At 32.4% G+C, this 23,454-nt stretch carries 25 protein-coding genes and 1 tRNA gene; 16 read left to right on the forward strand and 10 right to left on the reverse strand.

The features are described 5' to 3' along the window. Window positions 1-129 precede the first annotated feature (129 nt). Both Q0739_RS03755 and Q0739_RS03760 read right to left on the reverse strand, forming a co-directional pair. Window positions 130-1,263, reverse strand: coding sequence for an ATP-binding protein (locus tag Q0739_RS03755; RefSeq protein ID WP_298237357.1), 1,134 nt, complete (start codon window positions 1,261-1,263; stop codon window positions 130-132). A gap of 39 nt (window positions 1,264-1,302) precedes the next feature. Next, window positions 1,303-2,061, reverse strand: coding sequence for an SDR family NAD(P)-dependent oxidoreductase (locus Q0739_RS03760; protein ID WP_298237358.1), 759 nt, complete (start codon window positions 2,059-2,061; stop codon window positions 1,303-1,305). A 256-nt stretch (window positions 2,062-2,317) separates the two neighbouring features. On the opposite strand from Q0739_RS03760, the gene Q0739_RS03765 reads away from it, so the two are divergent. From Q0739_RS03765 to Q0739_RS03810, 10 genes are all read left to right on the forward strand, one after another. Next, window positions 2,318-3,424, forward strand: coding sequence for a DUF4382 domain-containing protein (locus tag Q0739_RS03765; RefSeq protein ID WP_298237359.1), 1,107 nt, complete (start codon window positions 2,318-2,320; stop codon window positions 3,422-3,424). Window positions 3,425-3,615: 191 nt separating this feature from the next. Then, a complete protein-coding gene (locus Q0739_RS03770; RefSeq protein ID WP_298237413.1) occupies window positions 3,616-4,617 on the forward strand; it encodes a MoxR family ATPase in 1,002 nt (333 codons plus the stop codon). Window positions 4,618-4,692: 75 nt separating this feature from the next. After that, the gene (locus Q0739_RS03775; protein WP_298237360.1) at window positions 4,693-5,559 is read left to right on the forward strand and encodes a DUF58 domain-containing protein; all 867 of its coding nucleotides are present in this window, start codon (window positions 4,693-4,695) and stop codon (window positions 5,557-5,559) included. Between the two features lie 13 nt (window positions 5,560-5,572). Next, entirely contained in the window at window positions 5,573-7,240 is a 1,668-nt protein-coding gene (locus tag Q0739_RS03780) for a hypothetical protein (protein WP_298237361.1), read from the forward strand. Continuing rightward, window positions 7,240-8,244, forward strand: a complete 1,005-nt coding sequence (locus Q0739_RS03785; protein WP_298237414.1) for a VWA domain-containing protein — start codon at window positions 7,240-7,242, stop codon at window positions 8,242-8,244. Before Q0739_RS03780 ends, Q0739_RS03785 begins: the two co-directional genes overlap by 1 nt. A 75-nt stretch (window positions 8,245-8,319) precedes the next feature. Then, the gene (locus Q0739_RS03790) at window positions 8,320-9,357 is read left to right on the forward strand and encodes a VWA domain-containing protein (protein ID WP_298237362.1); all 1,038 of its coding nucleotides are present in this window, start codon (window positions 8,320-8,322) and stop codon (window positions 9,355-9,357) included. Window positions 9,358-9,415: 58 nt separating this feature from the next. Beyond that, window positions 9,416-10,240, forward strand: coding sequence for a tetratricopeptide repeat protein (locus Q0739_RS03795; RefSeq protein WP_298237363.1), 825 nt, complete (start codon window positions 9,416-9,418; stop codon window positions 10,238-10,240). Between the two features lie 53 nt (window positions 10,241-10,293). Further along, on the forward strand, window positions 10,294-10,668 hold the full coding sequence (locus Q0739_RS03800) for a four helix bundle protein (RefSeq protein ID WP_298237364.1): 375 nt from the start codon (window positions 10,294-10,296) through the stop codon (window positions 10,666-10,668). 13 nt (window positions 10,669-10,681) lie between these two features. After that, on the forward strand, window positions 10,682-12,451 hold the full coding sequence (locus Q0739_RS03805; RefSeq protein WP_298237365.1) for a BatD family protein: 1,770 nt from the start codon (window positions 10,682-10,684) through the stop codon (window positions 12,449-12,451). 1 nt (window position 12,452) lies between these two features. Next, window positions 12,453-13,202: a tetratricopeptide repeat protein gene (locus Q0739_RS03810; protein ID WP_298237366.1), complete on the forward strand. Its 750-nt coding sequence runs from the start codon at window positions 12,453-12,455 to the stop codon at window positions 13,200-13,202. 4 nt (window positions 13,203-13,206) lie between these two features. On the opposite strand, the gene Q0739_RS03815 is transcribed toward Q0739_RS03810, so the two are convergent. Next, window positions 13,207-13,728, reverse strand: a complete 522-nt coding sequence (locus Q0739_RS03815; protein ID WP_298237367.1) for a CvpA family protein — start codon at window positions 13,726-13,728, stop codon at window positions 13,207-13,209. Window positions 13,729-13,801: 73 nt separating this feature from the next. Between Q0739_RS03815 and Q0739_RS03820 the strand changes: the two genes are divergently transcribed. The 3 genes from Q0739_RS03820 to pheS all read left to right on the forward strand — a co-directional run bounded on the left by Q0739_RS03820 (window position 13,802) and on the right by pheS (window position 15,814). Beyond that, window positions 13,802-14,158 (forward strand): hypothetical protein, encoded by a 357-nt coding sequence (locus Q0739_RS03820; protein ID WP_298237368.1) that lies wholly within the window; start codon window positions 13,802-13,804, stop codon window positions 14,156-14,158. 135 nt (window positions 14,159-14,293) lie between these two features. Next, window positions 14,294-14,698 carry a lipocalin family protein gene (locus tag Q0739_RS03825; RefSeq protein ID WP_298237369.1) on the forward strand — a complete coding sequence of 135 codons (405 nt, stop codon included), beginning with the start codon at window positions 14,294-14,296 and terminating at the stop codon, window positions 14,696-14,698. 96 nt (window positions 14,699-14,794) lie between these two features. Next, window positions 14,795-15,814 (forward strand): phenylalanine--tRNA ligase subunit alpha, encoded by a 1,020-nt coding sequence (pheS, locus tag Q0739_RS03830; protein ID WP_298237370.1) that lies wholly within the window; start codon window positions 14,795-14,797, stop codon window positions 15,812-15,814. Here the strand turns inward: pheS and Q0739_RS03835 are convergent. Continuing rightward, on the reverse strand, window positions 15,809-16,813 hold the full coding sequence (locus Q0739_RS03835; RefSeq protein ID WP_298237371.1) for a serine/threonine dehydratase: 1,005 nt from the start codon (window positions 16,811-16,813) through the stop codon (window positions 15,809-15,811). The two genes, pheS and Q0739_RS03835, sit on opposite strands and share 6 nt — an antisense overlap. 77 nt (window positions 16,814-16,890) lie before the next feature. Between Q0739_RS03835 and Q0739_RS03840 the strand changes: the two genes are divergently transcribed. Next, window positions 16,891-17,286 (forward strand): hypothetical protein, encoded by a 396-nt coding sequence (locus Q0739_RS03840; protein ID WP_298237372.1) that lies wholly within the window; start codon window positions 16,891-16,893, stop codon window positions 17,284-17,286. 9 nt (window positions 17,287-17,295) lie between these two features. Here the strand turns inward: Q0739_RS03840 and Q0739_RS03845 are convergent, their stop codons facing one another. Continuing rightward, on the reverse strand, window positions 17,296-18,297 hold the full coding sequence (locus tag Q0739_RS03845) for an NAD(P)H-dependent glycerol-3-phosphate dehydrogenase (protein WP_298237373.1): 1,002 nt from the start codon (window positions 18,295-18,297) through the stop codon (window positions 17,296-17,298). 131 nt (window positions 18,298-18,428) lie between these two features. On the opposite strand from Q0739_RS03845, the gene Q0739_RS03850 reads away from it, so the two are divergent. Continuing rightward, on the forward strand, window positions 18,429-19,376 hold the full coding sequence (locus Q0739_RS03850) for a nicotinic acid mononucleotide adenyltransferase (RefSeq protein ID WP_298237374.1): 948 nt from the start codon (window positions 18,429-18,431) through the stop codon (window positions 19,374-19,376). Window positions 19,377-19,707: 331 nt separating this feature from the next. On the opposite strand, the gene nadD is transcribed toward Q0739_RS03850, so the two are convergent. The 5 genes from nadD to Q0739_RS03875 all read right to left on the reverse strand — a co-directional run bounded on the left by nadD (window position 19,708) and on the right by Q0739_RS03875 (window position 22,230). After that, the gene (nadD, locus tag Q0739_RS03855) at window positions 19,708-20,286 is read right to left on the reverse strand and encodes a nicotinate (nicotinamide) nucleotide adenylyltransferase (protein ID WP_298237375.1); all 579 of its coding nucleotides are present in this window, start codon (window positions 20,284-20,286) and stop codon (window positions 19,708-19,710) included. A 24-nt stretch (window positions 20,287-20,310) separates the two neighbouring features. Next, window positions 20,311-20,898, reverse strand: coding sequence for a guanylate kinase (gmk, locus tag Q0739_RS03860; protein WP_298237376.1), 588 nt, complete (start codon window positions 20,896-20,898; stop codon window positions 20,311-20,313). Window positions 20,899-20,935: 37 nt separating this feature from the next. Next, the gene (locus tag Q0739_RS03865; RefSeq protein ID WP_298237377.1) at window positions 20,936-21,793 is read right to left on the reverse strand and encodes a YicC/YloC family endoribonuclease; all 858 of its coding nucleotides are present in this window, start codon (window positions 21,791-21,793) and stop codon (window positions 20,936-20,938) included. Between the two features lie 95 nt (window positions 21,794-21,888). Next, window positions 21,889-21,970 (reverse strand) — tRNA-Leu (locus tag Q0739_RS03870). Window positions 21,971-21,984: 14 nt separating this feature from the next. Beyond that, window positions 21,985-22,230 carry a GIY-YIG nuclease family protein gene (locus Q0739_RS03875; protein WP_298237378.1) on the reverse strand — a complete coding sequence of 82 codons (246 nt, stop codon included), beginning with the start codon at window positions 22,228-22,230 and terminating at the stop codon, window positions 21,985-21,987. Window positions 22,231-22,449: 219 nt separating this feature from the next. On the opposite strand from Q0739_RS03875, the gene Q0739_RS03880 reads away from it, so the two are divergent. Further along, complete coding sequence (locus Q0739_RS03880) at window positions 22,450-23,391, forward strand: ribose-phosphate pyrophosphokinase (RefSeq protein ID WP_298237379.1); 942 nt, start codon at window positions 22,450-22,452, stop codon at window positions 23,389-23,391. The last annotated feature ends 63 nt before the right edge of the window (window positions 23,392-23,454 follow it).

The raw sequence follows: 23,454 nt of genomic DNA on the forward strand, positions 1-23,454 counted from the left end.
ATGAAAAAACCTTGCTTTAAATTCAGTTTCCCAAAATTAGCAAGGTCTATCTCATAAAAGATTAATAGCAATACAAATGTAAGTATAATAAATTAACAAATGTTAATTTAATGTAATATTACTGTAAAACTAACTGTATTTTACTTTTCTTAGTATGCGCATGGTTTCTTTATAAAGATTATATATAGCTTCACTATGAGTTTTCAAATATGGTTTTGCTTCATTAAGCTTGTCAATAGCATTAGGAAAAGAATTGAGGTAACAAATTAAATAGGTTATAGGTAAGTTGTTTAAATCCTTTTCTTCATTTTTTGTAAAAACTAACCCCTTTTTCAATTTATTAAGAATGGCGTTATTATTGTTATAAATATGAAAAAGTGTTTTTTTATCAAATTGCGGTGCTTCAAATAAAAGCTTTGTTTCAATATTGTAATTAGCATTATTCTCAAATTTTATAATGGTTTCTTCTAATTGATAATATTTATTCGTGTTTTGAAGACCTAGATTTACATACTCAACAATTTTAAATGTATCGTCATTAAATGAAATTGAGACTTCATCTAGCGCAGAAAAAAATAATCTTACTTGCTCATTTATTAATTCAATATCTACCCGGGAGAAAAAAGTTTCATCTTTTACTTCTTTTTTTTGACCAGCCCAACATACAACAAAGTATTCTTTAAAAACTTTGTATTGTGGATTGTAATCCACCCGTTTGTTCATAAAATCAAAAACACCATTTAAAGTATGCTCTATATTATTTTGAGCATGATTTTCTATAGCTGAAACAATACTGGAATTGATGTCTTTAATTTCAATATCAAAAACTTTAGGCATGCTCATGCTACCATCTCTAAAAAAAACCGAACCTCCATAATATTTCCATATGTTTTTTCTTAGCGAGGTTATTTCATCAATTGGTCTAATAGTAACTAGGCCAACTACTTTATCGTCAGGTAGATGCGGAAATGGGATGTTTTCGTATTGTACAATTGGCGGATTTGATAAATAGGCGTTAATGAGGTTTTGAATTTTACTATCATCAAAAAAATCAACCCCTATAATGTTGTTGTCTTCATCTTCAACTCCTATTACGATATAAGAATTGTTTTTTGGGTTACTATTAGAGAGTGCACAAATATGTTTTAAGAATTTAGCCTTACCTTCTTTATGGCTAATATCTATTTTACGCTTTTTATCATAAAAACTGTTCTCGTCATTATGAGCTAAGAGGTGTTTAATAAGTAGGCGTTTGTTAATCATAATTGTCATTCCTGCTAAGGCAGCAATCTCATCTTAATATTATTCCTTTTTCACAATTATACTATTAGCTTGAGCAGTACAGAACATTAAAACATCGGCTATATTTACATGTGCTGGTCGCGACACAGCAAAGTAGATTACTTCTGCAACATCTTGTGCTTGTAATGCTTTAAAACCTTGGTATACCGTATTGGCAATTTTATCTCCTTTAAATCGAACTTTTGAAAATTCAGTTTCTACCAATCCTGGGTTTATAGCGCCAACTTTAATACCATATGGATTTAAATCAAGGCGCATCCCTTCGGTTATAGCTAGAACAGCATGTTTACTACCACAATACACATTGCCTTTTGGGTAAACTTCTTTTCCAGCGGAAGATCCAATATTTATTATATGACCAGATTTTCGAGCAGTCATTCCTGGTATAATAGCCCGACTTACATAGAGTAGTCCTTTTACATTTATGTCCATCATGGCATCCCAATCGTCAATACTTCCTTCATTAATAGGGTCTAATCCATGAGCATTACCTGCATTGTTAATAAGAATGTCTATACTTTTGAACTTATCGGGAAGTGATTCAATAGCTTTAAAGGTGTCCAGTTTATCTCTTACATCAAAATTTAAGATATGCACATTAGCCAATTTGCTTAAAGCCTTTTGTATAGTTTCTAGTCTATTTAATCTGCGTCCGCATAGCACCAAATCTATTCCTTGCTTAGCAAATTCGAATGCTGTAGCATGACCAATACCACTGGTTGCGCCTGTAATTAGGGCTACTTTTTTTGTTTTCTTCATCGTAATAAATTACTCTTTATCGATAGGCTTTGCGACTTATATATTTTTTTATACCATTCACATATAAAAATACTTTAAGCAACTATTATTCAGTATCATTGTTTATAATATATTGTTGTTCTTAATAGTGGAATATTAATTAAAATCTTGAACAATAAAGTTACATTTTAATAGTTAATATTTGGACTTTTTTCTGGAATTAGTAATCCGAATGAATCAATTTAAACGTAAATAGAAGTATATAAAAAATTAAACTATGAATATGTTAAGCAAACTTAAATTAATTGTACCGTTACTATTTCTTTCATTTTTAATTTCTTGCAACGATTCAGAATCTTCAAGTGTTAATCAAGGTGCTCCAACTATTTCCGTGAGATTAGTTGATAGCCCAGGAGATTACGAAGCTGTGAATGTAGACGTTCTTGATGTTATGATTAAAATGGATGATGATAGCGATGATGATAACGGTTGGATGTCTCTAAAGGCAGAAGGTGATATTGTTAATTTACTCGAGTTTACTGGTGGTGTGAGTAAAGTTTTAGTAGAAAGATTTCCTATTCCAGCAGGAACCTTAAGCCAAATGCGATTGGTGTTAGGAGATAGAAATACTATTGTTATTGAAAATGAAGAAGGCGAAGATCCTTCAGAATATGATCTTAAAACACCAAGTGGACAACAGTCTGGATTGAAAGTAAAAATTGATGCCCTTATTGAAGAAGGATTTACTTATGATTTTGTTCTAGATTTCGATGTCGATAAATCTATTGTTCATGCAGGTAATTCAGGGAATATTATTTTAAAACCTGTGCTTTATGCAAGTGCTGAAGCAAGCTCTGGAATTATTGAAGGAACAGTTTCTCCTACAGATGTGCCATCTATAGCTAAAGTTTTGGTAAGCGATCCAGATGGCAATTTCGAAATCACAGCTTATACCAATGATTTAGGTGCTTTTGCTTTGTGGGGTGTTCCAGCAGGAACTTATGACGTCATTGTTATGCCAGAAGATGATAATTCAATTTATAGTTATGGCAGTGCAACGGATGTTGTGGTTTTTAATGGTGAAATTACCACTATAGCAGATCCTATTGAACTTATGCTTAAACCAGGTTCTATTACTGGAAAAATTACTAATGAAGGCGATGCAGTGGTTACAGCTTCCGTTGAGGTTGGCGGCGAAACTTTAAGTGCTACTACCGATGAAAATGGTGTTTTTCTTATTGAAAATGTACCTCCAGGATCGTATATTGTTACTTTAACACCTGCCGAAGGGTCAGGTTTAGAAACATATATGATGAATAATGTTGAAGTAAAGCCAACAGAAGTTACCGATTTAGGAAATATTGAACTTCAAATGACGCCTTAATTCTAGAGAATTAAACATAAAAAATGCTAAAGAGTTGTATCATACTGATGCAGCTCTTTTTTTTAACCTAGAATTAACGGGGTTGATGAAATATTTTAACCAAATGTTAACAAGATTTGATTAAAAATTTTAACAATTTGCAATGCTCAAATATGGGCAGTATATTCGGGCTTTGAATTAAAAAAATAATGATGGAAGAAACAGGTACAATTGATATTAAGACAATTAACGAGAAAATTGAAAAGGAGAGTGCTTTTGTTGATTTACTTACCTTAGAAATGAATAAAGTAATTGTTGGCCAAAAACATATGGTCGAACGTTTACTTATTGGGTTGTTAGGACAAGGGCATATATTATTAGAAGGTGTGCCAGGATTGGCAAAAACACTAGCAATTAACACACTGGCTCAGGCAGTAGACGGGAGTTTTAGTAGAATCCAGTTTACACCAGATTTATTACCTGCAGATGTTACAGGTACATTAATCTATAACATGAAGGTTAATGACTTTTCCATTAAAAAAGGGCCAATTTTCGCAAACTTTGTATTAGCAGACGAGATTAATAGGGCACCAGCAAAAGTGCAATCGGCTTTATTAGAAGCTATGCAGGAAAAACAAGTGACTATTGGAGACGAAACATTCACTCTTGATAAACCATTTTTAGTAATGGCAACTCAAAACCCAGTTGAGCAGGAAGGAACATACCCTTTGCCAGAAGCACAGGTTGACCGTTTTATGTTAAAAACCGTAATTGATTATCCTAAAATAGCAGAGGAACAATTAATTATGAGAGCCAATATGAAAGGTGCTTGGGAAAAAGTAAACCCTGTGGTATCTATAGCACAAATACTTAACGCCCAAAAGGCAGTGAGAGAAGTGTACATGGACGAAAAAATTGAAAAATATATACTGGATATTATTTTCGCAACGCGTTATCCTGAAAAATATAAACTTGCCGATTTAAAACCATTAATATCATTTGGAGCATCACCTCGTGGAAGTATTAATTTAGCAACTGCTGCTAAGTGTTATGCTTTTATTAAACGACGTGGTTATGTTATACCAGAAGACGTTAGAGCTGTGGTATATGATGTTTTAAGACATAGAATAGGTATAACCTATGAAGCAGAAGCAGAGAATGTCACTTCAGAAGACATCATTAATAAAATTGTGAACGAGATAGAAGTACCATAGGATTTTAGATTTTAGAATAGCGAATAACGATTTCTGAAATCGTAAATCAAAAATCTACAATCGATAATTGAATAGATGGATACTAAGGAATTACTAAAAAAAGTACGAAAAATTGAGATTAAGACACGGCGCTTGTCTGATCATATTTTTGGAGGAGAATATCATTCTACTTTCAAAGGACGCGGTATGACTTTTAGCGAAGTGCGCCAGTATCAATTTGGTGATGATGTAAGAAGTATCGATTGGAATGTTACAGCTCGCTATAGCGAACCTTATGTAAAGGTTTTTGAAGAAGAACGAGAGCTTACAATGATGCTTATGGTAGATGTTTCTGGTTCTGAGTTATTCGGAACATCTATTCAGTTTAAAAATGAAGTAGTTACCGAAATAGCTGCGACTTTGGCGTTTTCAGCTACTCAAAATAACGATAAAATTGGACTCATCTTATTTTCAGATCAAGTCGAGCTTTTTATTCCGCCAAAAAAAGGACGTTCTCATGTACTTCGAATTATTCGAGAACTTATAGAATTTAAGCCAGAAAGTAAACATACTAATGTAGCCGAAGCCTTAAAGTTTCTAACCAATGTTATGAAAAAGAAGGCAATTGTATTTGTACTATCAGATTTTATTGCAGATGATTACGAACATACCATGAAAATTGTTTCAGGAAAACATGACGTAACAGGCATTCGAGTTTATGATAAGCGAGAGGAAGACATTCCAAATTTGGGAATGGTACAAATGCAAGACGAAGAAACAGGCGAACTTATGCTAGTAAATACATCATCTAAAAAGGTGAGACAAAATTATGGCAAATTTTATCAAGATAAAGTAGTTTATTACAAGGAAAGTTTTTCGCGTTCAGGAGCTGGAACTATTGACTGTAGAGTTGATGAGAGTTATGTGAAAAAATTGTTAGGATATTTTAAAAGAAGAGGGTAAAAAGATTTTTAGAATGACGAATAACGATTTTAGATTTATGAATTATACATCAAAGAGAGATGAAAGTTTTAAAAGGAACTTACTTCTGTCTTCTATCTTCATACTTCTGTCTATATTTTCATTTTCCCAAGTAACATCAGTAATCGATTCAACAGCCATAAAAATTGGAGAACAAATTACTTATAGTATCCAAGTAGAAATAGATACAACTAGTTTGGTGGTTTTTCCAGAGGGACAAACATTTTCACCTCTAGAAATGATTGAATCTTATAAAACAGATACTTTAAAAAATAATGATAAGTATAACCTTATTAAAAAGTATGGATTAACCCAGTTCGATTCTGGTGCGTATACTATTCCGCGTCAAAAAATAATTATTGGAGATAAAACCTTTTTTACAGATTCTCTAAAAGTAGAAGTTAATAATGTTGTTGTAGACACTGCCAAACAAGGACTTTACGACATCAAACCAATAATTGAAGTAAACAAAAAAGGGAGCGATTGGTGGAAATATTTGTTAGTTACTCTTTTAATAATAGGCGTTATAGCTTTTATTATGTATTGGTTTATTTGGAGGCAAAAACCATTAACAGAAGCCGAACAAATAGCCTTACTCCCTCCTTATGACAGGGCAAAATTAGCATTAAAGAAACTAGATGAGTCCCATTATTTAGAGCATCAAGAAATTAAAGAATATTATTCTGAGCTTACGTTTATTATTAGAAAGTATCTAGACGAAAAAGTTTATGATCGTGCCTTGGAAAGTACGACAGATGAACTTATTTCACGACTTAAACTACTTAAAGAAGGGAATCAAGTTGATATTAGTAAGGATGACATTAAAAACTTAGAAAGCATTTTAAAAAGAGCCGATTTAGTAAAGTTTGCTAAGTCTGCTCCAGATATTGAGTTGGCTAAGTTAGATCGAAATACGATTGATGTAGAAATTGATCATGTAAAAGAAGCGTTGCCTGAACCAACTGAAGAAGAAAAGCTTCTAGATGAAAAGTATAGAGAAGAGCTAGAACGTAAAAAGAAGCGCAAAAAAACCATTATTACCATAGTTATAGGCGTGCTTTTACTTATGATGACTTTTGCTGGCTTCTCAATAAAATATGGATTTAACTATGTAAAAGACACAATTATTGGGCACGATAGCATTGAGCTTTTAGAAGGTGATTGGGTTACGAGTGAGTACGGATTTCCTCCAGTAACCATCACTACTCCAAAAGTATTGAAACGTACAGAATTACCAATGCCTGATCAAATGAAAGGTCAGGTAAAAATGTCTTCATTTATGTATGGAACATTACTAGATGTTTTTAGTGTTACAGTTAATACAACAACGTATCCAAATTCTGGTGATAATAAATTAAATCTTGAAGCTATCTCTGAAAGTGCTATTAAAAACATGGAGGCTGTTGGAGCAAAAGATATTGTTGTTTTAAGAGATAAATTTACGACACCTAATGGTGCTGAAGGTTTAAAAACATCTGGAACAATGAAGATACCAGGAATTGCTTCAGAAGAATTACGCAATGCAGAATATGTTTTACTTCAATTTGCTTCAGAAAATGTACTGCAACAAATTATAATGACTAGTCCAGAAGATGATGTGTATGCCGATCAAATAATTGAACGTATTATAAATTCAGTAGAACTTAAACCTGCAGAAGAATGATGTTAGAAGGGATTGAATTTTTAAATAAGGAATTTTTCTGGTTATTTTTAATACTACCATTAGTTGTAGTTTGGTATTTATTTAAATACAAAAAGCAAACAGCAGAACTTAAAATACCTAGTTTAAAAGGATTTAAACTTACAAATTCATTGTTGCCTAAATTCAGACATGGCTTATTCGTTTTAAGATTATTAGCTTTGGCTTTATTAATTATGGCATTGGCAAGACCTCAAACGGTAGACGTATCCACTAAAACCAAAACAACTCGAGGAATAGATATTGTTATGGCAATTGATGTTTCTGCAAGTATGCTGGCTAAAGATTTATCGCCAAACAGGTTAGAAGCGTTAAAAAATGTAGCTGCAGATTTTATAAAAGGACGACCTAACGATCGCATTGGGCTAGTAGAATATGCTGGAGAAAGCTACACAAAAACGCCAATAACAAGTGATAAGGCAATAGTACTTCGCTCACTAAAAAGTATAAAGTATAATACCATTATAGAAGGTGGAACTGCCATAGGTATGGGTTTGGCGACTTCGGTAAATCGACTAAAAGATAGTAAGGCAAAAAGTAAGGTTATTATTTTGCTTACAGATGGGGTTAATAATTCTGGTTTTATAGACCCCAAAATTGCCAGTGAACTAGCTTTAGAATATGGTATAAAAACATACACTATTGGCTTAGGAACTAATGGTATGGCGCTTTCTCCTGTAGCGATTTTACCAAATGGCGATTTTCAATATAGCCGTGTGCAGGTAGAAATAGACGAAGCATTGCTAAAAGAAATTGCTGAAGTTACAGGCGGTAAGTATTTTAGAGCGACAAATAATAAAAAATTAGAAGAGATTTACGAAGAAATTAACAAACTTGAAAAAACAGAAATAGAAGAGTTTAAGTTTTATAATTATGAGGAAAAGTATAGACCATTAGCCATTTTAGCTGGTTTGTTATTACTTTTAGAACTGCTTTTACGTTTCACCTTTTTTAGAAGCTTTGTTTAATATATTTTAATTAACGAATAGGATAGATTATTTGGGGATAAACGATTCCACAAAAAACAAATAAACATTTAGAAAGTGTATCAATTAGATGAGAAAATATGGTTTTGGGTTTTAGGAATTATTCCTGTTATAATCCTATTCTTTTTGGTGCTGCAAGCCTGGAAATATAATGCACAAAAAAAGTTTGCAGACAAGGCATTGCTTAAAAAATTAAGCCCTAATAAATCGTTGTTCAAATCTGTTTTAAAAATAGGGTTGTTAAGTTTGGCATTTGCCTGCTTAAGTTTAGCATTAGTGAACCCAAAGATTGGTACGAAATTAGAAACCGTAAAACGCGAGGGTGTCGACATCGTTTTTGCTGTAGACGTATCAAAAAGTATGTTAGCCGAAGATATTGCGCCAAATCGTCTGGAGAAATCGAAACAACTGGTAACACAAATAGTCAATAATTTGGCTAGCGACCGCATTGGTATAATTGCTTATGCAGGAAAAGCGTTTCCGCAATTGCCTATAACTACAGATTATGCATCGGCTAAAATGTTTTTACAAAACATGAATACCAATATGTTGTCTTCTCAAGGAACCGCAATTAATGAAGCGATTAATTTAGCAAGGACTTATTTTGATGATGAGGAGCAAACCAATCGTGTTTTAATTATTATTTCAGATGGAGAAGACCACAGTGAAGAAGCTGCTGTAGTAGCAGAACAAGCACATGACGAAGGCATAAGAATTTTTACTATTGGCGTAGGTGATGTTAAGGGAGGTCCCATTCCAGAGAAAAGAAACGGTGTAGTAATTAGTTATAAGAAGAACAATGCAGGAGAGACAGTTATTACAAGATTAAACGAAGAAACCTTGCAAAACATAGCAAAAGAGGCAGACGGAGCTTATATAAACGGTAAAAACACTAATGATGTTGTAGAAGCAATTCGAGAGATTTTGAATAACATGGATAAAACCGAATTTGAAGCGAAGCAATTTGCCGATTTTAAAGATCAGTTTCAATGGTTTTTAGGTTTTGTCATTTTCTTTTTGGTGTTGGATATTTTCCTTCTAGACCGAAAAACAGCATGGTTAAAGAAGTTGAATTTATTTAATGAGAATTTATAAAATTTTTAACTAACAAAAAATCAAGGTTTTATATCTTAGAGTGCATAATTAAGACATAATGAAACATTTAATTTTATTATTAATTTCTGTTATCACAAGCATTTCTTTTGCTCAAGAGAAAGAAGAACTTCTTGCATTAAAAAAGGCAAATAATTATGTGTACGAGGGGAATCAGTTAGTAGAAGAAGATTTTGTTTCCGCAGAAATGGCATATAGAAAAGCGCTTTCAAACGAACCAACTAGTGTTGCTGGCGTATACAATTTAGGGAATTCCTATTACGAATCAGGAAATTATGAAGAAGCATTATATCGCCATCAACAAGCTATAAAAAATACAACTTCAAAAAGCGAAAAGCACAAGGCTTTCCATAATATTGGGAATATTTTAATGAAAAACAAAAAATGCAAGGAAGCGGTTGAAGCTTTTAAAAATGCATTAAGAAACAACCCGAAAGACGATGAAACTCGCTATAATCTGAGTTTAGCTAAAATTTGTGCAGAAGAACAAAAAGATCAAAACAAAGACGATAAAGAAAACAAGGACGATAACAAAGATCAAGAGAATAAGGATAATAAAGACAAAGAAGGAGAGGATAAAGAAGACAAAAACGATAAAGGCGAAGAAGATAAAAAAGAAGGTGATGATGAAAAAGATAAGGATGGCGAGCCTAAAGACGAAAAAGATAAAAAAGAAGATAAAGGAGCAGGCGATAAGGATGAGAAAAAAGAACAGCAAAAACCTAAACCACAACCTGGACAATTATCGCCACAACAAATTAAGAGTTTGCTAGAGGCTATGAATAATCAAGAACAAAAAGTTCAAGAAAAAATGAATGCCGAAAAGCAAAAAGGTGTTAAGGTAAAGACCGAAAAAGACTGGTAGAGGAGAAACTTGCTTAACGAACAAGGATTAACGATACTTGAATTAAGAACACAATGAAAACGAACGATTTAGAGGAAAGAGTAATTGAATTTGCAGTTTTTATAATAGGTATAATTGAAGATGTGAAAAAAAATTATACAGGGAACTATTATGGAAATCAATTAATTCGTTCTTCGGGATCACCTGCCTTAAATTATGGAGAAGCAAGAAGTGCAGAATCTCATAAGGATTTTGTCCATAAAATGGGTATTTGTCTAAAAGAATTAAGAGAAAGCCACAATTGCTTGAGAATTATTTATAGAGCTAATTTATATACGGGAAATAAAGAAAAAATAATAAAAGCTATGGATGAAAATAATCAACTTATTTCAATTTTTGTAGCTAGCATCAAAACATCTAAGAGCAATAATTCAAAAATCGTTAATTGATGTTCGTTAATTTATGCATCTAATAAAAAACATATATTTCATTCTATTCATACTTACTACAAGCTTTGCTTCAGCACAAGTAAAGTTTGAAGCCAAAGTTAGTAAGAAACAATTGGGGGTTAATGAACGCTTGCGTGTTGATTTTGAAATGAATCAGGATGGCGATAATTTTAATCCACCAAGTTTTAATGGTTTTACAGTTGTTGGTGGCCCTAGTCAATCTGTAAAAAACTCATGGATAAACGGTGTTAGGACATATAATAAAACATATACTTATTTCTTAGCTCCTAAAAAGCGAGGTAATTTCACTATTAGTCAAGCAAGTATTTCAATTAAAGGAGAAACCTATAAAACATTACCTATAAAAATTGTGGTTACAGCTGCTGTAGATAAACCTAAAGACCCTAATGATCCCAATTATATAGCATCAGAGAATATTCATTTAGTAGCAGAGGTTTCTAATAGAACACCGTATTTAAATGAAGCGATTACCGTTGTTTATAAATTGTATGTTTCTCCAAATACTGGTGTCGATAATTGGCGCGAAATAGACACACCGCGGTACAACGATTTTTGGAGTCAGAATATAGACATGAAGGGGCAGAAAGTGCAAAACGGTACTTATAAAGGGGAAGATTATCGGTATTTAATTTTACGAAGAACGGTGTTATACCCTCAAAAAACAGGTAAATTAAATATTGAACCGTTAACACTTGATATTTCTGTTCAAGTTCCTACAAATCGACGGGATATTTTTGGCAGTCGACTTATGTCTCGTGTTCATAAAACAGTTTCAGCAGGAAATGTAAATATTAATGTAAAAGCACTTCCAGAAGCTGGTAAGCCTATAGATTTTAATGGTGCAGTTGGGGATTTTAATTTTAAGGTTTCAACCTCTAAAACAGAACTGGATGCCACAGAATCTTTACAGGCAAAAGTTGAGGTAAGAGGTAAGGGTAATTTAAAGTTGTTTAAGCTTCCTAAAATATCATTACCAAGTTCTTTAGAAGTTTACGAACCCGAGCATACCGAAAGTGTAAGAACAAATTTAGATGGTATGCAAGGCAGCATATTAGATACTTATACGGTAGTGCCACAGTACAAAGGTAAATACCCAATACCAAGTATTTCATTTTCATATTTCGACTTAAAAACAGAAAGCTATAAACGATTATCGTCAGATGAGCTTATTATTGATGTACTTGATGGTCCTCTTAATAGTTCCGATGTAAACAACGCAGCATCAAGTAATATAAAACAACGTGTTGTTTTAAATAATGATCAATTTGCTTTTATTAAAACAAAGACTAATTTTTCACCTATTGAGACAATACATTTTTTCAAAACTAACATGTTTTGGTTCTTGTTATTAAGTCCATTCTTAGCAATTCCATTAGCCATTTTTATTAGAAGGAAAAAAGCCGATAGAGATGCCGATGTTTATGGAAATAGAATAAGAAGAGCAGACAAATTAGCTAAAAGATATTTGAAATCTGCTAAAAAAGCACTTGGTAAAAAGGAAGCATTTTACATAGCTTTAGAAAAGGCTTTGCATAATTATTTAAAAGCAAAACTTCACATAGAAACAAACGATTTAAGCAAAGATAAGATTCAATCATTCTTGGGAGAGAAAGGCGTTGATGCTGATACTATTTCAAGCTTTAATGCTATTATGGAAAGTTGTGAACTAGCGCGGTACACACCAATAGATATTGTTACAATGCAAGATGATTATGATAAAGCAGCAAAAACAATTTCATTAATCGATAAACAAGCACGGTAAAATGAAGATGATTCTATACATATTTACGTTTTTGTTAAGTATAAGTTTTTCGGCTCAAAACACAACCGTATTTGAAAAAGCAAACATCTTGTATAATCAAGGCAAGTATGCTGAGTCTATAGATGCTTACCAAAGTATTATAGATAGTGGTAAACACTCGCCAGAGTTATATTATAACTTAGCCAATGCACATTATAAATTGAATAATATTGCTCCTAGTATATATTATTATGAAAAAGCGAAACAATTAGCACCTAATGACGCCGATATAAAAAACAACATGGCATTTGCCAAAAACATGACCATAGATGCTATAGATATTATTCCTGAAGCGGGATTTTCTAAATTACTTCGAAACATTGCAAACTTTATGACTTTTGATGGTTGGGCTAAAACAGCAGTTGGTCTCGTTTTTTGTTTCGTCGTATTGTTTTTAATTTATTATTTTGCTTACTCCACACTTAAAAAACGCTTAGCTTTTATTGGGAGTATTGTTTCCTTAGTTTTAGTATGTATTACTTTGGCTTTTGCTTTTCACAAGTTTAATTTAGATCAAATAGATAAACCAGCTATTGTATTTGCTGCAGAAACTAAAGTTAAAAGTGAACCAAATACAAGGAGCGAAGAATCTTTTAGACTTCATGAAGGAACTAAGGTTCAGGTTTTAGATACTGTAAAAAATTGGAAAAAAATTAAATTAGCTGATGGTAAAACGGGTTGGGTAATAAATGAGGATATTAAAGAACTTTAATTTATTATACTTCTTTATCCATAGCATTTTCATTGTCTTCCTTTTTAGGTTCCAGAATATAGGGAAATATTGAAGGCACTAGAGACTTTATAGGTTTGTAAAGTATAGACGCTTCCAAATCTTCTTCATCGGCAAAAGGAATAGTACTATTCATTCTATCAAAAATAATAAGTACCACACTTAGTATAAGACCAATCTTTAAGGCTCCAAAAACACCCCCAGCTAGTTTGTTTATAATTCCTAAAGCAGCAAAATCGGCAAGTTTAGTTAAAGCCTTTCCTGCTAGAGCAATGGCTAAAACAATGATAACAAACGTAATGGCAAAGGCAACTATATTCATGGTTTTCTCGTTCCAATCGACTTTACTTTCTAAAAAGTCGGCTGCAAAATTGCTAAAATGAATCGCTCCATAAACACCAGCAATTAAAGCAACTATTGAAGCTATTTCAACAAAAAGACCTTTCATAAATCCACGTACTAATCCAAATAAGATAAGCGCTCCTAAAATAATATCTAATACACTCATAAATAATGAATTTAAACAAATATAAAATAATACTACCAGTTTGGTTTATTAACTTTGCATCTTTAAAAATATTATGTCTAGAGATCAACAATTAAAAGAACGCTGGGAGTTGATAGTTGAAAAACTATCCAATCAATTTGCAGATGGTGATATTTTAGATCTCGATGCTATTATCTATTTAATTGGAGTTCAAGAACTAGGTCAATTAGGTAGAAGTTTCAAAAAAGACCAAAAATTAGACCTCATGCACATAGCTATTTGCAAGGTATTGACGCCTTATGGGTATTATGAGCTCGATTTTGTAGATGATGAGGGTTGGCCACATTACAAAGCATTAGAGACGCTTCCACATTTAAAAGCAGGTGAGCAAAGTGTTTTAATGAAAGAGGCTATAGTTAACTATTTTCTTGAAACGGAGTTTATAGACTAATATTGCTCGTCATGCTGAACTTGTTTTCAGAGAGTTAAAAAAATGCATAGATAATTTTACTAAAAAGTAGGAATATGCTGTGATTTATAGTTAACAATTCTTTATTTTCACTTCTTAAATTTAAATGAATAGATTATGAGAAAATTAATTTTGCTTTTTAGTATACTTACTTTGGTATTAACTTCATGTAGTAGTGATGATTCTTCATCATCTCAAGACCTGATAGTTGGTACTTGGACTTATTATAAGGCATTTACAAATGGGATAGAAGAAGTTTTAAGTGATTGTGAAAAACAAGAAACATTTGTTTTTAGTTCCAATGGTGTAATTGATTATACCTACTACGAAGAAGATGGATTAGGTAATTGCTTATTAGAAGAATCAATTTCTGGTTCATGGATTAATGAAGGGAATAATGTTTATACATTAACTTTTGCTGGGGAGTCATCTTCCGAAACACTTACTTTTGAAAATAATACGTTCTATTATGAAGAAACTAGTGGAACCGATGTTTATAAGGAGGTTTATATTAAAAATTAATGTTGTTAATTTATAGATAAGAAAAACGCCTACTACATGAAGGCGTTTTTTATACATAAAAATCACTAAATTTGCATTCATTTTTGAAATGATATCATGATAGATAAGTTAAAAGAACTCATTATAGAAGCTGAAGCTTTTAAAGCACAATCTAAAGAAGAGGTTGAGGCATTTCGTATAAAGTATTTAGGTAAAAAAGGATTACTAAATGATTTTTTTGCTGAGTTTAAAAATGTAGCAAACGACCAGAAAAAAGAATTTGGCCAAACTATTAATAAACTTAAAAAAACAGCTGAGGATAGAGTAAATGCTTTAAAGGAGGAGTTAGAGAGCAAAGAAGAAGTTAAAGGCGTTTATGGAGATTTATCAAGACCAGGAGAACCTATTCAAATTGGTGCTCGTCATCCTATTTCTATAGTTAAAAATCAAATTATCGATATTTTTTCAAGGATTGGTTTTAATGTTAGTGAAGGCCCAGAAATTGAAGACGATTGGCATAACTTTACAGCTTTAAATCTTCCTGAATATCACCCTGCTCGCGATATGCAGGACACATTTTTCATTCAAACAAATCCAGATATACTTTTGCGCACACATACGAGTTCTGTACAGGTTCGTTATATGGAAAACAACAAACCACCAATTCGTACCATTTCACCTGGACGTGTATATCGTAATGAAGCTATATCTGCACGTTCGCATTGTTTCTTTCATCAAGTAGAAGGATTGTACATTGATAAAGATGTAAGCTTTGCTGATTTAAAACAAACCTTACAACACTTTACAACCGAAATGTTTGGAAAGAGTAAAATTCGTTTGCGACCTTCCTATTTTCCGTTTACAGAACCTAGTGCTGAGGTTGATGTGTATTGGGGACTTGAAACAGAAACAGATTATAAAATGACCAAAGGTACTGGGTGGTTAGAAATTATGGGCTGTGGTATGGTAGATCCTAATGTATTAGATAATTGTGGGATAGACTCAAATGAATATTCTGGCTTTGCATTTGGAATGGGTATCGATCGTATCGCCTTATTACTCCACCAAATTAGTGACATTCGCTTGTTAAGTGAAAATGATGTTAGGTTTTTAGAGCAATTTAAAAGTGCTTTATAAGGAATCTTTTATGTTAGGTTCAATTACTAAATAATCTTTTTTCCAGATTTTAAGTGTTGTTTGTTGGTCAATATTTCCTCCAGATAAAATAATTAGTATCCTTTTCTTTTGTGATTGAACTTTTAACCATTGGTAAGCTGCTTCCATAGATAAGGCACTTGTTGGTTCGATTCGAAATTTTAATAAATGTGTTAACCATTGCGTCCAATATAGCATGGCTTCTTCAGTAATTTCGTAAAAGGCATCCAACTTTTTCAAGTATTCAAAAGTAATATCACCTACAGCCAATGTCATGGCGCCATCTGCAAGTGTATTTGGAGCAGTATCTAAACGTTGAATGGTGTTTTTTCTTAAAGATTCCGCAGCATCATTTCCCATTAATGGTTCTGCTCCTGCCACAACAACATTTGGTAATAAACCTTTCGACGCGATTAAGGATCCAGATAGGAGTCCACCACCACCACAAGGAGCAAAAACGGCATCTATATTGCCAATTTTATTAATAGCATCATAAGCCGCAGTTCCTTGACCAGAAATTACTTGTTCATGATTGAAAGGAGGAATCCAATAAGTTCCATTTTCTTGAGAGGCTAATTTAACCTGTTCGTCTGCTTCTTGACGGGTTTTACAAAGCACAATTTTGGCTCCATAAGCCATAGTTGCTTGTATTTTTACTTTAGATGAATAATCGGGCATATAAATAGTAGCAGGAATATCAAAAATTTTTGAAGCCCATGCGACGGCCTGAGCATGATTTCCAGAGCTGTTAGCTACTATATGTTTTGGTTTTTTATTGTTTTCAATTAACCATGAAATGGTATTACAAGCACCTCTTGCTTTAAAAGCGCCAATTTTTTGAAGGTTTTCGGCTTTAAAGTAAATGTCGTGCCCTAGCCAGTTGTTCAATTTAGAAGATGTAAATATTGGCGTATCATTGATGTGTTTTTTTATACGCTCTTTAGCCTTGATGATATCTTTTAAAGTTAAGATGCTATCCATGTTATCAAATATAGAAATAATGAAACACAAACAATTAAAAACTAGTATTTTTGAAGACTTTTAAAATGCTTTGTTAGATGAAGAAAGATATCCTTATTCCAAAAGTTGATGGTGTTTATATTGCAGTTGTAAATGAGTATAATACAATCTATAAAACTCAAGATTGGAATGCATATATTATAAATACTAAAGAAGTCGATTTAGAGATGGTATTAATAGTTACCAGCGGCTATTCTGAAGATAAAGCAACATCGATTTTCAGAAAAAAAATTGATGTGCTGCCTAAGAAAAGCTATGCTAAAATAGAACTTATACAGGAAGATTTATTTGCATTGAATAACTCTTTTAAAGTTACTTTTTTTGAAGGAAATGCTATGTTTGATAAAACGTATTTGTTTAGAAAAAACACGATTAATTTAAAAGCTTTACAGCCTATTCCTTTAATGGATGTAAAAGGTGTTTTGGTAAAGTAATTTAAATGATTAATCAAGTCTATCTGTCAATTGTTTAAAGATTTTTTTAGGATTTTTATTTTCATAAAGTACTTGGTAAACTGCATTAATTATAGGGATATGAGCTTTCTTTTTGTTGTTTTTATTGATTAAAAAAGCACTTTTTGTGGCATAATACCCTTCTGCAACCATGCTCATTTCCATTTGAGCCGATTTTACGGTATAGCCTTTCCCAATCATGTTACCAAACATGCGGTTTCTAGAAAATGTAGAATAACCTGTTACCAATAAATCACCTAAATATGCCGAATTATTAATGTTACGTTTCATTTTATGTACCTTTTTAATAAAACGCTTCATTTCACGAATGGCATTACTCATTAAAACACTTTGAAAATTATCGCCATAGCCCAATCCGTGAGCAATACCAGCTGCAATAGCATAAATATTTTTAAGCATAACTCCGTATTCTACTCCTATTACATCGTCGCTTATCTTTGTATTAATATAATTGCTCGATAGACTATCTGCAATATGTTGTGCTTTTTTAGAATCCCAACAAGAAATAGTTAAATAAGATAGTCGTTCTAGAGCAACTTCTTCTGCATGGCAAGGGCCTGCTATAACCGCAATACTTTCAAAGGGGACTTTATAGTTTTGATTAAAGTGTTCACCTACTAACAAACCTGTTTCAGGAACAATGCCTTTTACAGCAGAAACAATGGTTTTATTAGTGATATCAATATTTAATTTTTCTAATTCACTGAAAATAAAAGCCGATGGAATAACAAATATGAGAACATCGGCATAATTTGCTGTTTCATTTATATTGTTACTTAATTTTAATTGTTCTACATGAAACTCTACCGAGCTTAAATAATTTGGGTTATGCTGTTCTCGAATTAGGTGCTCTTTGGTATAAACGCTGCGCATATACCAGCCCACTTCATCTAAATTTTCACAAAGCATTTTCACAATAGCTGTTGCCCAACTACCTGCTCCAAAAACTGCATATTTCAAAGGTTCGTCCATAAATATTGAATCGTTATAATTTCAAAAATACATAAAAATTAAGTCACAGTAATTACTGCTAATAATTGCTTATCTGTTTTTTGGCACGCGTTTTGAAACCCTGTTTGTATAAACCCTAAAATGATGACGATATGAAAACGATAAAATTACTTTTAAGCTTCGTCTTAACAGCAACACTTTTTACTTCATGCTACACAGAAGTAGTAGTTGATGAATATATTATAGATGAACCAGGAATTTCAATTAATCAGTTATTAGGTTCGCATGAGCTTTGGTATGTAGATATTAATGCTACACAAGGTTTTGGAGAAACCCCATTTTTACAAAAAGCGTTTACAATATCGTTTAGAAACGGCGTTGTTTATGCTAATAACAATATTGTTGGTTTAGGCGATAACGGTAATGGATTTGGAATTGATGTTGGCGAGTACGATGCGTACGACATGATTTTAGATGTACAACACGATATTGATGGATTTGAGACTTTTGATGTATTTCGAATAGATAATAACACAATAGAATTATACAATCCAAACAACGACACATCTTATTTTTTAGAAGGGTATCAGCGTAGTAATTTCGATTACGACTTTGTGTTCTATGATAATATTCATTACTTCTTACAAGAGTATGAAGCTTGGGAAAAGACTTATACAAGTGAAATGGGCGTTTTAAATGAATTTGATAATGAGAATTATTTGCAATTTTTAGCAGGCGGAAACGATTCTGAGTTTAGAAGTTCGCAAGATGAATTTGGCACTAATGTAGGTAGCTTAATTTGGGATTACACAGGCCTTTATGGCGTTGGCGATGTGAGTGGCGATATGTACTTAAAAACTTTAACATTAGATTATGATTCTTTTGACAATGAATTTTTTGAATTGAGCGTTATAAATGATGGAAAGATTGAGTTGTTTCACCCAACATCTGAAACAGTATATGAGTTTGAAGGACGCGGATACATAGAGTACTTAAAAACTGCTAACACAAAAGGGAAAACCTCAAGTGTTAAAGTAGAGAAGAAACGTAAGTTTAAAAAAGATAGAGTTGATAACCCAAGAGAAAACACACGTGGGTAAGAATAAAGCATAAAGTGAAACCCTCTTTGAAGCGGGATTAGTTCAACTAATTAATTTGTGTTTTGTTTTTCAAACAAATCAAATTAAAGTTTCACTAAAATTTTGGTTGGTTATTTAGTTAGAAACCGTTTAAAGAAGTAATTTTTTGAGCGGTTTTTTTATTTCTCTAATCTAGATATTTAGTTAAATCATTAATAAAAGCACTTCTTAATTTTTATTTGGTTCTTCAGATCTGTATTTTGAAGCTCTTGGATATTTCAATATGAAACTATATATCTAAAATCCATTGTTAAATGAAGACGCCTATTTTTAAAACAAAATAAATCTTTTACTATTTGTAGAAATTCATTTCATCTAAATACTCCCAAACAAATTCTGGCAACATAGGTCTTACGTTTTTACCAGCTTTTATAGACTTTCGGATGAATGTAGAAGATAATTCCATATTAGGAGCATCTATAAAGTGTACTTTATTATGGTTATGAAATTGTGTTTCAACGGTTCCTTTAGAGATTCTAGGATACACGTATAAATGATGATTTTCAAGAATTAGCTCGTAATTTTTCCATTTGTGGAAGCTTTTCAAATTGTCTTCTCCCATAATTAAAGCGAACTCATTGTCTGGGTACTTTTCTTGTAAATAAGTGAGCGTGTTTATTGTATAATTAGGTTGAGGTAGACCAAATTCTATATCGCTTGGTTTTAGTTTTATGTAGTCTTTTGTAGCGCGATAAACCATTTCTAAACGCTGGTAATTATCGAGTAAACTACTTTTCTGTTTAAAAGGATTATGAGGGGTTACAACAAACCAAACTTGGTTTAAATCGCTATATTCTGCAATATGATTGGCAATAACTAGATGCCCAATATGAATTGGATTAAAGGAGCCAAAATACAATCCGATCTTCATTTATAGATGTTTAAGCCCCGATAGCTATCGGGATATAAAAGTATTTACATGATTATATGCTTCTTCAAGAGCGCTTTCTAAATTATCATTTACAACAATAATATCAAAAAGTGGTGCTGTAGCTAATTCTGCAGAAGCTTTTGCTACGCGCATGTTTATTTTGTCTTCACTTTCAGTTTTACGCTTTTTCAAGCGAATTTTTAATTCGTCAATACTTGGTGGTTTAACAAATACGGACAATGTTTCTTCAGGGAACTTTCGTTTTATGCGCAGTCCGCCAGAAACATCAATATCAAAAATAACGTTTTTGCCTTTTGCCCAAATGCGTTCTACTTCGGTTTTTAATGTGCCATAGAAATTATCGCGATATACTTCTTCCCATTCTAAGAACTCATCGTTTTTAATTTTGTTCTTAAACTCTTTTGCCGATAAAAAATAATAATCTTTAGCATTAATTTCTTCACCACGCTTTTCTCTTGAAGTAGCCGAGATTGAAAATTCTAAATTTAAATCTTTAATTCCCAATAAATGCTTTACAATAGTTGTTTTCCCAGATCCAGAAGGTGCTGAAAAGACTATAAGCTTACCTTGTTTTTTATGCTGTTTTGCCACTAACTTATTTTTACTGATTATTGAGACTTTAAACTAATTAAAGTACATTCAATAATTGTTCCTTAATTTTTTCGAGCTCGTCCTTCATCTCAACTACCAATTGTTGCATAGGGGCATAATTACTTTTTGACCCAATGGTGTTAATTTCTCTTCCCATTTCTTGACTTATAAATCCAAGTTTCTTTCCATTAGAGTCATTTGAATTTAAACACTCTTCAAAATAGTTTAAGTGATTCTTTAAACGTACTTTTTCTTCTGTAATGTCAAATTTTTCAATGTAGTAAACCAATTCTTGTTCAAAACGGTTTTCGTCGTATTTCTCTCTTAATTCTTCAACGCCTTTAAGCAGACGTTCTCTAACCCCTTCAATACGTTCAGGATCCATTGCTATAATTGCATTTAATATGGAGTCTATGGTTTTAAGACGGGTTTTAAAGTCTAATTCTAAAACTTTACCTTCATTTAAGCGATGGTTATTTAAATCGGATACAGCTGTGTCTATTTGAGCTTCAATAAGTTTCCATTCGTTTTCATCAATTTCTTCGCGCACTGTATTTAAAGCATCAGGGAAACGAACAGCCATTTTAAGTAATTCAATATCATCCCCTTCAGTAACATCTTTTAATTGCTTGATATATTGTTTTACAACAGGTGTGTTTATTTGAGTAGATGTGTCTTCTGCAGTGGTTTCTACATATACAGAAAAATCTACTTTTCCTCGTTCTAATCGATTAGCGAGAAGCTTACGAATAGCAAGCTCCTTTTCTCGATAAATAGAGGGCATTCGAGCATTTATATCAAGATTTTTGCTGTTTAGAGATTTTAACTCTATAGTTAATTTTTTGGTTGGTAATTGCAATACAGATTTTCCATAACCTGTCATTGAATGTATCATATGTGCATATATTAAGTTGCACAAAGGTAATTAAAACCTAAGGTTTAGAAAAAAACCTCAATCTATTAAAAAACAAATAGTTGAGGTTTTTTTAGTACTCAAGGTGGGAATCGAACCCACACTTCCGAAGAAACTGGATTTTGAATCCAGCGCGTCTACCAATTCCGCCACTTGAGCTTGGAAGTGCAAATTTAGTTTTTATCTCGAATTAAGCGAAGTTTTTCTTTGCCAATTCCCGATTTCCAATATTTCTCTCTTATTCTAGCTTCTATCCGAGTTTCAACTTGCTCTGAATAAATAAGTTCGAAAGGAACATAAGCTTTGGTGGTTTTTTCTCTTTTGGAATTATGTTTTACTAATCTCTTTTCAAGGTCTTGTGTAAGCCCTACATATATGTAGTTTTTAGTTTTACTTGATATAGCATATACAAAAAACATACATTATCAAATTAAAAAATGACATTTAGCGCGCCTGCCTGTCGGCAGACAGGTCTACAATTCCGCCACTTGAGCATATCGGACAGCAAAAATATAGATTTTTTCAATATTAATCGTAAAAATACCACTCAATATACTTTTTAGGTTAAAATAAATGTATAAATTTGCACCTCGTTTAAAATAAGGTGCTGTTTAGCACTGCAAAACAACTAGTTAACTATGCCTATTGTAATTACTGAAGCTAAGATTTTTGCATGTACACAAAGTATGGTTCTTGGTAAAAAAATTGCTAAGGCTTTTGGTACAGATTTAGGCAATGTAATTACTTCTACTTATAGTGATGGGGAGTTTCAACCATCTTATGAAGAATCTATAAGAGGAACTAGAATTTTTATTATAGGCTCTACTAATCCAGGACCAGAAAATTTAATGGAAATGTTGTTAATGATTGATGCTGCTAAACGCGCATCAGCAAGACATATAACAGCAGTATTGCCATATTTTGGTTGGGCTAGACAAGACAGAAAAGATAAGCCAAGAGTACCAATTGCTGCTAAGTTAGTAGCTAAAATGTTGGAAGCCGCAGGAGCTACTCGTATTATTACAATGGATTTGCATGCCGATCAAATACAAGGCTTCTTTGAAAAACCTGTAGATCATTTATTTGCATCAACAATCTTTTTACCTTATTTAAGAGGACTAAACTTAGATAACTTAACTATAGCTTCTCCAGATATGGGAGGTTCTAAGAGAGCTTATGCATATTCTAAGGCTTTACAAAGCGATGTAGTAATATGTTATAAACAACGAGCTAAAGCCAATGTTATTTCTCATATGGAACTTATTGGTAATGTAGAAGGTAAAAATGTGGTTTTGGTAGATGATATGGTTGACACCGCAGGCACATTAACAAAAGCAGCAGACCTAATGATGGAACGTGGTGCACTTAGTGTAAGAGCAATATGTACACACCCAATATTGTCTGGAAAAGCTTATGATAACATAAACAATTCAAAATTAGAAGAATTAATAGTAACAGATTCTATCCCAGTAAAACCTTTAAGCGATAAAGTTAAGGTGTTAAGCTGTGCAGATTTATTTGCTCAGGTTATGGAGAAAGTACACAATAATCAATCTATTAGCTCAAAATTTGTAATGTAAAACTCCGCGAAACCAAAGATTACAATTTCAATAACATGAAATTAAATCAATGAATAAAGCGAA

Source organism: uncultured Algibacter sp. (assembly GCF_947487605.1).
Taxonomy (GTDB): Bacteria; Bacteroidota; Bacteroidia; order Flavobacteriales; family Flavobacteriaceae; genus Algibacter_D.